The 11,527-nt window shown below is 40.4% G+C and carries 13 protein-coding genes; 9 read left to right on the top strand and 4 right to left on the bottom strand.

Annotation, left to right across the window (positions count from 1 at the left end; translation table 11 throughout):
* Positions 1–242: 242 nt before the first annotated feature.
* Positions 243–1,607: an SNIPE associated domain-containing protein gene (locus tag OGM63_RS19335; RefSeq protein ID WP_263747286.1), complete on the top strand. Its 1,365-nt coding sequence runs from the start codon at positions 243–245 to the stop codon at positions 1,605–1,607.
* A 40-nt stretch (positions 1,608–1,647) separates the two neighbouring features.
* On the opposite strand, the gene OGM63_RS19330 is transcribed toward OGM63_RS19335, so the two are convergent.
* Together OGM63_RS19330 and OGM63_RS19325 are read right to left on the bottom strand one after the other, a co-directional pair.
* The gene (locus tag OGM63_RS19330; RefSeq protein ID WP_263747285.1) at positions 1,648–2,910 is read right to left on the bottom strand and encodes an SUMF1/EgtB/PvdO family nonheme iron enzyme; all 1,263 of its coding nucleotides are present in this window, start codon (positions 2,908–2,910) and stop codon (positions 1,648–1,650) included.
* A 39-nt stretch (positions 2,911–2,949) separates the two neighbouring features.
* Entirely contained in the window at positions 2,950–4,011 is a 1,062-nt protein-coding gene (locus OGM63_RS19325) for a trypsin-like peptidase domain-containing protein (protein ID WP_263747284.1), read from the bottom strand.
* A 133-nt stretch (positions 4,012–4,144) separates the two neighbouring features.
* Between OGM63_RS19325 and OGM63_RS19320 the strand changes: the two genes are divergently transcribed.
* The 6 genes from OGM63_RS19320 (at position 4,145) to OGM63_RS19295 (ending at position 8,366) form a co-directional block, all read left to right on the top strand.
* Positions 4,145–4,303: an ATP-binding protein gene (locus OGM63_RS19320; RefSeq protein WP_263747283.1), complete on the top strand. Its 159-nt coding sequence runs from the start codon at positions 4,145–4,147 to the stop codon at positions 4,301–4,303.
* Positions 4,290–4,856 carry a hypothetical protein gene (locus OGM63_RS19315; RefSeq protein WP_263747282.1) on the top strand — a complete coding sequence of 189 codons (567 nt, stop codon included), beginning with the start codon at positions 4,290–4,292 and terminating at the stop codon, positions 4,854–4,856. Before OGM63_RS19320 ends, OGM63_RS19315 begins: the two co-directional genes overlap by 14 nt.
* A gap of 107 nt (positions 4,857–4,963) precedes the next feature.
* On the top strand, positions 4,964–5,845 hold the full coding sequence (locus OGM63_RS19310; RefSeq protein WP_263747281.1) for a tyrosine-type recombinase/integrase: 882 nt from the start codon (positions 4,964–4,966) through the stop codon (positions 5,843–5,845).
* 277 nt (positions 5,846–6,122) lie between these two features.
* On the top strand, positions 6,123–6,290 hold the full coding sequence (locus OGM63_RS19305; RefSeq protein ID WP_263747280.1) for a hypothetical protein: 168 nt from the start codon (positions 6,123–6,125) through the stop codon (positions 6,288–6,290).
* 59 nt (positions 6,291–6,349) lie between these two features.
* Entirely contained in the window at positions 6,350–7,606 is a 1,257-nt protein-coding gene (locus tag OGM63_RS19300; RefSeq protein WP_263747279.1) for an AAA family ATPase, read from the top strand.
* Between the two features lie 175 nt (positions 7,607–7,781).
* Positions 7,782–8,366, top strand: a complete 585-nt coding sequence (locus OGM63_RS19295) for an HNH endonuclease family protein (RefSeq protein WP_263747278.1) — start codon at positions 7,782–7,784, stop codon at positions 8,364–8,366.
* 93 nt (positions 8,367–8,459) lie between these two features.
* Here OGM63_RS19295 and OGM63_RS19290 read toward each other — a convergent pair whose 3' ends face one another.
* Positions 8,460–8,642, bottom strand: a complete 183-nt coding sequence (locus OGM63_RS19290) for a hypothetical protein (RefSeq protein ID WP_263747277.1) — start codon at positions 8,640–8,642, stop codon at positions 8,460–8,462.
* Between the two features lie 286 nt (positions 8,643–8,928).
* Here OGM63_RS19290 and OGM63_RS19285 point away from each other — a divergent pair, with 286 nt between their 5' ends.
* Together OGM63_RS19285 and OGM63_RS19280 are read left to right on the top strand one after the other, a co-directional pair.
* The gene (locus OGM63_RS19285) at positions 8,929–9,132 is read left to right on the top strand and encodes a hypothetical protein (RefSeq protein ID WP_263747276.1); all 204 of its coding nucleotides are present in this window, start codon (positions 8,929–8,931) and stop codon (positions 9,130–9,132) included.
* Positions 9,110–9,829 carry a hypothetical protein gene (locus tag OGM63_RS19280; protein ID WP_263747275.1) on the top strand — a complete coding sequence of 240 codons (720 nt, stop codon included), beginning with the start codon at positions 9,110–9,112 and terminating at the stop codon, positions 9,827–9,829. The genes OGM63_RS19285 and OGM63_RS19280 overlap by 23 nt, the downstream gene beginning before the upstream one ends.
* Before the next feature lie 514 nt (positions 9,830–10,343).
* Here OGM63_RS19280 and OGM63_RS19275 read toward each other — a convergent pair.
* Positions 10,344–11,522, bottom strand: a complete 1,179-nt coding sequence (locus OGM63_RS19275; protein WP_263747274.1) for an iron-containing redox enzyme family protein — start codon at positions 11,520–11,522, stop codon at positions 10,344–10,346.
* Positions 11,523–11,527: the final 5 nt, after the last annotated feature.

Below are 11,527 nucleotides of genomic sequence, written 5' to 3'. Positions count from 1 at the left end.
CAATTGCATAAGCGTCTCTACTTGAATACAATTAGGCGACAGCAGCAACCACTGACCGAGGTGTAATTGAACTGCCATTGTGGGGAAATGCTCAGAATCGCCCCTATTAGCTTTGACGATAAATGCTAGTGTCTAAATTTTAGTATGAGCGATCGCTAATTATCTCAAAACTATCTTGCCATAAGTTCTAAAAAATACTCTAAGCTAAGTAAAAAGGTACATAAGTGGAAATACTAGGTTCTATGTCATTAACACTTCTAGGCTTAGTGATATTAGTAGCTGGGCTTATTGCTGCATTGGCACAAGCCCTAATTCAAGAGTCTCGGCTGAGGAAGAAGTTACGCAAGTATGACACATTAGATAACAAAGAGGTTTATGAACGGGAATTAGAATTAAACATTCGTCTAAAACAAGGCGAGGTTGCTGAACTCGAAAACCAAAAGGAATCCCTAAATATCCAAATCAGAAATATAACGCAAAAAGTACGTGAGCTTGATGCAAAAGCATATCTTCAGTCCATAGATTCTTATGAACCAAAATATGACTTTATAAGTTCTGGAGATTATCTGCTTAGGCTTCGTGAGATCAAATCACAACAGGAAAGAATGCGAGGAAATAATCAAGCTTATATTTGTGATACTCAATGGAGTGTAAGGGAAAGTAAAAGAGAAGGTAAAAAAATGATAACTGATCTTCTCAAAGTGGTAGAGTTCGCCTTTGAAGATCGGTGCAAGTATGCAATTAAAGAGGTGAAATACAATAACGTTGATTCTTTCAAGAAAAATCTAAATAATACTTTTGTTAAAATAAATAAATTGTTAAAGACGATAGAGTGTAAAATCTCTCCAGAATATTTACAACTTAAGTTAATAGAATTAGATATTCAGTATGAGTTAGAGTATAAAAAACAGCAAGAGCGCGACAAAGAGCAAGAAATTAAAAAGCAAAATAAAGAAAATCAAGCTCTTGATAAAGTAAGAAAGAAAGCTGAAGAAGCTGAAGAAAGAGAAAATCTTCATCAACAAGAGCTTGAACAGCTTCAACAACAAATAGAAAAGATAGAACAATCTGAAGATGAAAAGCTAAAACAGCTACAGTCTCAGATTCAACAACTAAAGCAACAATTACTTCAAGATAAAAGTGATAAAGAGAGGGCTATTTCTGAATCGAGAAAGCTCAAATCAGGATACATTTATATAATTTCAAATATTGGCTCTCTTGGACGAGATGTATACCGTATATGTAATACCAATCGTCAGAAAGAAGATGAATATATTAGCGAAATGAACCCCGCAGTTCCCTTTAGATTTGACATTCACTTCAAAATATTTTCGGAAGATGCCTCAGATACATTAGAAAATTTGCATCAGCGTTTCGCTGATAAAAGAGTGAATGTAGTTAATACAAGGAAAGAGTTCTTCAAAGTTTCAATGGATGAAATTAAACAAGCCGTGGAAGAAATTGTTAAAAAAACCGGATTTTTGAGGATTGATAAATTTGAAGCAGCACCTGAAGCAAATGAATATCGCCAAACTTTAGCTGCACGTAAACAGCATCAACACCTAACCTCTGACGATTCGTATTTAAAGGAAGATGAAATAGCATAGGTTAAAAATAAAATAGAAGATACTTCTACACTACATCAGCTTAAAGAGAGTAAACAATTCTAAAACCAATATTATTGGATTTATCACTTGCATTTTTTTGTAAGCGGGAACTTGATCGGCACGAGTATGGGTCGTTTAACCATGATCCACCACGCATTACACGAATTTGATTCTCACTACTATCTAGCCAAGCATCTTCATTGGTAGGTGCATTATTATAATTATTATGCCAATGGTCTAAGCACCATTCCCAAACTAACCCGTGCATATCAAATAGTCCAAAGGAATTAGCAACCTGCAAACTACCCACTGGAGTAGTTTTTTCACGATAAATTCCTTTTTTTTCTGAGCCATAGAGGTAACTACCATCGTAGTTAGCTAAATCGGAGGTAATAGTTTCCCCAAAGTGGAAAGGGGTTGTAGTTCCAGCACGACAGGCGTATTCCCACTCTGCTTCGGTCGGAAGACGATAGCTATGACCTGTTTTTCCAGATAAGCGATCGCAAAACTCAACAGCATCAAACCAAGAAATTTGGCTAATAGGATGACTTTTGCCTCCATTACGCGATGGGCTTTTTTTGAGCTTTTGACGAACTTCTGACCAATTAGCAACTTCTCTCCACTGTGCTTGTGTAATCGGGTGCTTGCTCATGAAAAATGGTTTGACTGTTACTGAATGTCGGGGTCTTTCATTGGAGTATCGCTTTCCTTCAGATTCTGGCGAACCCATCAAAAATTCTCCGCCTGGAATATAGACCATTTCTAAAGTTACCCTGTTCCCAAGGTCTTCAGTTAAATAGTGGTTTTGTCTTCGATGGCAGTTAATCTCTTTGCCTTGGGCATCTACCATTACAACTGTAAATTCAAAGGCTTTAGTTCCAAGAATCGATGGGATAATCAGCTTTGTATCTTGTTCTTCCTCCAAACGTCCCGCACTTTGCATAGGAGTAGAAGGAATACTAACTGGTTGATTCCGATTAAAATTGATAAGTTCTCTATTCCATTGTTGAGTATCTACAGCCGCAATTTCTGCAATAAAATCGTTCAGTTTCCCCTTAACTTCCAAACCGACCAATCCACTAGCCGCAAGCGCATTAATGAATTTTAATAATTGAGCTTGCCCTTCATAAAAGACGAGTTCAACCAATTCCGAAAAAAATACATGATTGCTTTTTTCAAGGGAATTTATTCTAGCAATCAGATAATCAAACCCAGCGATACTTAAAAGCGCTTTACGCTCCCCAACGGTTTGGGTAGCAGGCATATTTATTAGCAACTGTATCAACCGAGGCTTGATATCCATAACCATTGGACTCTAGATACTTGTAGAATTTCTCTAAAATTATGTATTTATTTCTGCATTAAGCAAGTCTACAAGTTCTAAGGGTAAGTCAGCCAAGATGCTGCCTACCAGTATGCCTTCGTTTCTAACGTAACGTCGCTGGGTTGTTGGTTCAGGGATATCACCTCCTGCATGGTGCAGTGCAACAACCTCCCAAGCATCATTAAAGACTGGAGAGCCAGAAGAACCAGGCAAGGTGGAGGTTATATACTGCATCACATTGCCGCCTACGTATTCAACAAAATTGTTCTGTAGTGAAATTTGCTTGGCTTGTCCCGATGGGTGCTGAATAATATTGACTCTGCCACCACTACTAATTCTTTTAGGCATTAGTGGCAACCAACCCCATTTTTTTCCAGGTTCTCCTTCAAGTTCAACTAAAGTATAATCAAGAGTTTGGTTGGTATGAAAAATTCCATTGGGTTTAGGGCGATACTCATCAGTTGTTTGAGCTTCCCCCTGAAAATTCTCCTCGTAATTAAAACGAAAAATTGTACCTGGCAGTAAATCTGAACTAGGTAGAACGTGATTATTAGTTAATAATAAATTCTGAGTTACAACAAACCCTGTACCTGACCAGCGTTCCTGGCTAGTCCGTACTCCAATATAAGCAACTGATCGTGCTGCCTGAAGTCCCTGTTGCAAGAATGAGATAGGGCGCAGCGTATTCTCACCAATAATTTTCTCTAATATATCTGTAGTGGTTTCTTTCCCTCGCCAGTCATTGATTGCAGGTAACGCTGCAATTGGGGTCATCATGTCATATTTAGTCAGCAGCATATCCAGAAATGCTTGCTGCTGCACTCCCATAAAGCTTTTCAAAGTATTCAAGAACAGCCCTAATGCTTCGTGGTCATAAGTTAAACGCCCGTAACTAGACAGATAGCTAACTATCCCACTAACTGCTACAAATGAAGCACCAGAAAGGTCAATCATTGGTGATAACTGTTTTAAACCTGCTATCTCCAAAATTGAAAAGCGCGATCGCTCTGTAGCCAGTTCTGGTAAATCTTTTAGGAGAGTTATTAATTGTTTGCGATCTTCAGCTTCTAGGTTAACCATATTTTAGTCTTTCTTAGCAAAGCGCACAGTCCATTTGTGCTTACAGTTTGGGAGGACGTTATTAGAGTAAAATTATACCTCACCCGGCATTTGCTAACCTGTTGATGCCATGCATTCCGACGACATTGTAGAGATGTCAGCTGGAGAACAATCAGTATTTCCCATTTTCTACGAGTTTGTTAGACAACAAATTGCCCACTCTGTGGTGCTGATTGACGAAATTGACCTCAACCTTTGCTGTAAAATGTCTGCACCTGGGTACATAAGTGGGTGTAGAGATGGGGAGAATTGAACGGGAATCAATTAACTTTAAACTGCCCAAAACTTTAACAGCAGCACTTCGCAAAGTTGCTTCTTATCGTAACACCACCGCCACCGATTTGGTCATACTCGGATTGCGCCAAGTACTGGGTTCAGTCGAGGGTACAGAAGACGGTGTAGAAACTCGTCTTCCCCAACTCGAAGCTCAATTACACCACCTCGCCAATCGTATAGATGAACGTGTAGACAATGGTGTAGACAATAACAGACTAAGCTCGTTGGAGCAGAAGCTAGAAGAATTCGCGTTGCGGTTGGCAAAAATTGAAGGAGCAATAACAACACTTGGACAGCGGTCATATACGAATAATCGGAGGCAAGCTTTTAATTATCATCCGCCACAGCTAGAACTTCAACCCTACACAGGTGAAAATTTAGCTAAAAGATTGGGAATTGATGTAGCAACCCTAACTCGTGAGCGACAAAACAACACCCCGGCTGAGTTTGAAATTTGGTGTCGTCGTAAAGACCCAAGTCCTGTTGGTTGGCGCTTTGGTGATGATGGACTTTATCATCCGGTTAAGTAGGCGAAAAACGCATACTTCGACTTTTTTCACGACGAAGTTTGTTGACCGACATGAAAACGTTGTCCCAATAAGGTTTAATAAAGGTAGATTCAACATAAGAATAAGCAATGTTGAATAGTTCACCTACCCTCACTAACACAGAACTCGTTGAGCTTTGGCTGCATGGCAAAAGTGTCAACACCATCGATGGGTATCGTCGCTATGCCCAACGGTTCTTTCGTCATGTCGGTGATAAGCCCCTAGCTGATGTCACCCTCATGGACTTTCAATTGTGGGAAATGAGCAACGCTTGTTCTAATAATTCTCTTCGTGTAGCAGTAGGGGCAATTAAAAGTCTGTTCTCTTTCGCCAAAGAATTAGGAGTAATATCATCCAATTTGGGCATATTAGTTAAGTCCCCAACAGCAAAAAATCGATTGGCAGAGCGCATTTTAACCGAAGAAGAAGTACATAACATCATCAACGCTACTTCGATAAATCCGCACGAAGCGCAACGCGCAACGCGGGTACGCGATCGCACTCTGGTTCGACTGCTCTACTTTGCGGGTTTGCGAGTGTCGGAACTCTGTGCCCTGAAGTGGCGTGACCTGAAAGCACGGGGTGACGGTGGTCAAATTACTGTGTTTGGTAAGGGCGATAAAACCAGAACTGTGCTGGTAGGCAAAGGTATCTGGCGCGAAATTAACGAACTTAAGAACAATGCCCGTAAAGACGACCCGGTGTTTGTTTCTGCTAAGGGCGGTCATTTGTGCCGTAGTATGGTGTTTCATATTGTGAAGAATGCGGCAACACGGGCAGGCATTGAGGGTAACGTTAGCCCCCACTGGCTGCGGCACAGCCACGCTTCCCACAGTCTTGATAGAGGTGCGCCGATTCACCTATTACAGAAAACACTGGGGCATAGTTCGGTGGCGATTACGGAGATGTATTTACACGCTCGACCAACTGATAGTAGTAGTTTGTATTTGCCTGATGATGATGAGGAGTAATGGAGTGTGTGGGGGGTGCGATAAGCGGAGCTTTAACTGAGTTATCACATTTATCCTCACTTAACTGAGTTAGGGTGCGATTTGACCGTCAAGAATTTTTGATGCATCGAAGTGCGCTTCGCACTTCGATGCGCCTTTCCTTTGAAACGCACTCGCGTTCGGCAACGCCTGCTCCAATCACGAACGCTATGCAACTCGCACACGGCATAGCGGACGATGGGCGCGGTAAGCGTTCGCGGAGCGTCTCGAAGAGAAGCTATGCCGTAGGCTTTACGCGATGGCTTCGCCCGCCGTAGGCATCGCACTTCTATGCAAAAACTGCGTCGTGCAGAATTATCTTAACCTAGAAGCAGACCTGAACGACGGCGTTGTTCTGAATATGGCGCACCCAGAAGTGGGAATTGATACCCACTTCTGGGTGCCAGAAAATATTGGCTCATATTAACAGATGTAAATATGAGTGGTCTGCAATTGGTAAACAACAGGCAAGCATAGGATAGTCAAATGTTAAAAAAACTTTACCTCAAGCAAGTTGGTCCAGCTGACCATTTTGATGTTGAATTTGCCAACAGACTCAATATTTTTACAGGCGATAATGGTCTTGGTAAAAGTTTTTTACTTGATGTTGCTTGGTGGGTTCTCACTTCAAATTGGGCAGATAAACCCGCCTATCCGCAGCGAGTTGTAGAAGAAAATCCCGAAATAAACTGGCTACTTAGCAGCCAAAAAGATATTGGAGAATATCGTAGTTATTTTGATTTTTCTGAACAAAAATGGCATAATTTACAACAACATCCTTCATTAAATGAGGTAGTTATTTACGTTCGTGTTGATGGGGGTTTCTCCGTTTTTGACCCTGCTCGTAAACGTGACACTGCTTATAATTTTACCCCAGATACGCTTTGGAATGGCTTAAAATTAGATGATAAAGTTCTTTGTAATGGTCTAATTCAAGATTGGGTTACATGGCAAAATCAACCCAAAAAATATCCATTCCAACTTTTTTCTCGTGTTATTAAAAAACTTGCTCCTCACCCTGATGAATGGATAGAAGTGGGGGAACCAACACGAGTCTCTGTTGAAGATGTGCGTGATATTCCTACAGTTAATCTTCCTTACGGTAATGTGACTGTAATTCACGCTTCAGCCGGAATGAAGCGGATTTTGGGACTTGCTTATTTACTGGTATGGACTTGGTACGAACATAAAAAAGCTTCTGACTTGCGACAACAAAAGCCAATAAATCAAATAGTTTTACTCATTGATGAAATTGAATCTCACCTGCATCCCCGCTGGCAAAGAGTAATTATACCAGCAATTTTAGCAGTAGTAACAGAATTACAAGCGTCCATGAAAATACAAGCTTTAGTTACTACTCATTCGCCACTTGTTCTTGCTTCCTTGGAACCTAATTTCGATGAAGAACAAGACAAATTATTTTTATTGTCATTGCAACGTGCGCTTGTACATCAAGAAGTTACTCTTGATGAAGTACCTTGGTCTAAACAGGGAGATACAGTTGGATGGTTAACTTCAGAAATTTTTGGACTTAAACAAGCGCGTTCTCAGGAAGCAGAAATTGCTATTGAAGCAGCAGAAGCATGGATGCGTAAAGGCAATATGAGTGATTTTCCAGAGCATTTGAGAAATCACATACAAATTCACCAAGAACTGCAAAGACTTTTACCCGGACATGACCCATTTTGGCCCCGTTGGATAGTCACATCGGAAAAAAGAAATTCTGATTTATCAGGGGTATAATGTCACATCGGAAAAAAGAAATTTTGGTTTATCAGGAGTATAATGTCACGTTTTATTAAAAAAGCATAAATCATTTAGCAGTTGTGATTTAGCGCTAAATCTATTTTGAGGGGCTAGATTCCGACTAATAACTAAATTTTCTCATGAGTAATCAAGCAAGTATGATGTCAGGCAGATGATACCGTTTAATCCACCACCAGAACCACTTTTATTTGATGAAAAAGTACGACAACAAGGAAATGCTTGGTTGGAAAAAAATCAAGACCCAAAGAAAGGAACCAGAGATTATTGGTCACCTTTTAAAAGTAATTTAGCGGATGGGTTTAATAATCTTTGTGGCTACAGTGCTATGTACGAACCAGTAGGTACGGTAGACCATTTTCTTAGTCGTGATAATTATCGCAATTTGGCTTATGAATGGAGCAATTTACGCTTTGCTTCTGGTTGGATTAATAGTAGCAAAGGTACTCTTGATGACCAAGTGCTTGACCCGTTTGAAGTGGGAGAAGATTGGTTTGAAATTTTGCTTCCTTCTCTACAGTTAGTGTTAACTGATAAAGTTCCTCTAGAAAAACGCCAAAAAGCAGAATTTACGTTAGAACGCTTGCGGCTGCGCGATGATGAACGAGTCCTCCGCCAACGGCAACAATGGTATCAATTATATTTAGATGGCGACTTGACTCTACAAGGATTGGAAAAAAAAGCTCCGCTCATTGCCCGTACAATTAGAAAACAGCAGCAGACAGCTTCTGGGCAATAATATCAATCAGCTAGTACTATCGCCTTAAAGACTCAAAACCTGACCATCAGGTCAAAGGTGGTAGCCAATCAATGCCTGTATTACGACCAAAGCTTACGCTTTGGGTGCCGTGCATACAGGAGTGCGTTCTGACTTTGGCGTTAAAGCAAAAGTCTGGCTTTTTGTTGCTTTTCCACCCCACAAAAATAGTGGGTTGTTAACGGGAGCGGAACATAACTTTACCAATTCACCCATCAAATAGAGAATGGGTGAATTTTTTTGCTTGTCAATTTTCATTTCTACTTATTTACAAAACAGGTAATTAAGTAATTTTACTAGTAAGTAATATTATATTCATGTAAGTTGTGAGAAGCTTTACAATCAATACCTGTGTCTTTACGAATATTAAAAATAGCAAATAAAGAGACATTACTTTTGATATAAATTATCTGAAACTAAAGGCTGATAACACTTGCTTTAAAGGTCTACGATACTGAAATTACAAAGCGAGAAAAGTAACGATTTATCAGCTTTAGCAGCGAAACATTGACTGTTTCCTTAAAGAACTGAAAGTTTTTAGTAAGTGTCTGATTTAACAGCCATGACAACCATGAATTTAGGATTTACCCAAGGTTTTAATGCAGGTTTAACGACAGAAGTTTCTGCGGAGGCTGCATATACGAAGGAAATTCCCAAAGTTACTGTAACCAAACTAAGATGGCAGCAATACAGTTGGACTGCTTATAAACTGACAACAGGAGAGCTTGTTTTTAGCGATCGCTTTTAGGGCATTGGCTGTTGGGCAATCCAAAAAAGCTGCTCAGGATTTTGTACACAGCAACAACTTAAACACCATCCTCGTACAACTTCCCAACCGCACCTTGATGAGGGCAAATCCACTCTCTACAGTGGCAGCTTATTGGAAATCACTCCTAGCACTGGACTTAATTACCAATTCATCCAATTCATTCAACTGGGAGGAATTTCTGGAATGGGTAGAAACATCGGCAAGCAAGTTTTTGAAGAGTGAATCTCCTATTTCCAAATTCAAAATAGATACCCAAAACTTAAAAACTGTGGTGTCAGCTCAACCCATAAAATTGCAACTACAAGACGAACTAGTCACCAGCACTTCTAATCTCGAACTAGAAGTGCTAGTACTTTTTTCAGGGGAGTATCGCATCAGTTACCAGTCTGGACTTGCTGTAATTGGAACTAAGTCAAACTGGTTAAAGCAATTAAAAAATTCCCCTCGAAAGTTAAGAACGTTAGAAAATAAAGGGTTCTCTGGATTATCAAAATTGTGTTACGTGCATACGTCTTCATGTGTCCGAGAAATTGAAACTCTTAGTATTGACGACTGGCTGACAATTTGGGAGTATTTTGCCAACCACAATAATACTAAAGCTAGCGCTGTTTTAAAGGCATGTGCCAAAGAAAGTATCCAAAAGAGAGCGGCAAGTGCTGCATTGATGTGGATTTAACCTAGCAAGACTCGCTTTCATTCGAGAGTCAGTTTCTCATGGCTCAATAATTAATTGCGCTTCCCCTGAACTAATCTGAAAAGGGAGTGTTTGCGACACGGCTACGCCGAACGCACCAAGGAGTGCTTTTAACTTCAAAACTTTGGGACATAACGAAATGCATGTAAAATGGACACTTTGTAAATAAAAACTAGGAAATCTTGCATTAAATCCTTGATATGTTGTTTCAACATAACCGACCTCCGTATTAAGAAAGCTACAAGCAAGATTACTCCCTTCCCGCTATTAAATTACCTATCTCTCTGTGCATACTCTGCGCCTAGTAAGGTTTTTAAATCGGTAATCTCCCGACGGGAAGGGAGTAGCTCCAAGTTTTTCCACTTGTTTTGCAGTCAGAACTGCATCACCCAATGTGGCATGTTGCGATTTGGATCGTATTTACTCAATGCCCAGATAGTGGTAAACCCAGCTTGACGCAAAAATCTTAAACGGGTAAATTATTATTTAAACCTCATTAGACCGTAGATATCTTCTTCAACAATCCGAACTGTAACGCAAGATACTCGTTGTAGTGCCTCATGGCTTCCATGCGAAGCGCACCTCCTATAGCCAGTTCTATACCAGCTTCAGGCTGTACTTCAATGATAGGGAGAATTACACGACTAAGCCAGTGTGAACCATGCTCCTCTTCGACCTCTATATGGTTATAAAAATACTCACATTTCACTCGTGCGTCAAAATACAGACGCTCCAAACCAGCAACAACTGCACGATTGCGATTTGGATCGAAAAGTTCCGGCATTGTCAAACTTCCAAGTCCCTTGAAGTAGTGTTTTCGGTTTAAGCCAAAGCAAAAGTACAGATTATGACCTGCGTAGGGATGCCAGTCTTCCCAAATGGGGAACTTTGGTTGCTGTAGACCAAGGGAAGCAAGCATTAGTGTGAACAGTCTAGTGTGTGACTTATTTGCTACCCCACGACCACATTCGTCCCACATATTATTAGCAATTTCAGCTTTCACAGTTTCTGAAAAATGAAGCTGTGCTAAAGCTAGGGCATCAGAAAAGCGATAGTTTAAAGTTGCATCTGAAAGGATAAATAGATTGAATTGTTCGATAGATGCCTGGTTTCTTAAAAAGTTAAGGAAGCATCTATCGATATCTGACTCTCTTTGTGCCTGCTCAATAAACCAAGCACAAAGTAACTCTGGGTGTTTTGCTTCAGACTCCGATGGAAGCTTTTTTTGAATACGTGGTAGTTCATAATTCAGCCATGCAGTTTCAATTTCATTGCGAATTGTCAATAACCAGGGACTATGCTCATGTAAGCAAACTGGTGATAGGGGATGGCTAAGGCTCACTTCGTAGATTTCATAAAGAGTCTTGTGGACATCCAAAAGTGCCATAGGCTCTTCATCATCAAATGCTGAGTGCAAAGTTACAGGTAAATCACAATGTAAGGCATTAAGAATAGTTGTTGCCTCTGGAAGCAAATGGTGAACATCTGAAAGAAGATAGGCAACCCGTTGTGATAATGTGAGCGCTTCTTCTGGATGCTGAGGTATTGGAAAGGAAGGTTTTAAGTCAGCAACGCGTTCACCGGAGGTGTTGGCGTTCCCTTCGGGACACTTCGTGAACGCGCAGCGTGTCGCAGACAAGCCATCGCTTTGTTGATTAGATAGTATTCTACTCATATAAA

This window comes from Plectonema radiosum NIES-515 (genome assembly GCF_025753815.1).
In the GTDB taxonomy this organism is placed as follows: Bacteria; Cyanobacteriota; Cyanobacteriia; order Cyanobacteriales; family Nostocaceae; genus Hassallia; species Hassallia radiosum_A.
Note: the sequence above shows the minus strand (reverse complement) of the source record. Positions and strands in the feature narration are given on the sequence as shown.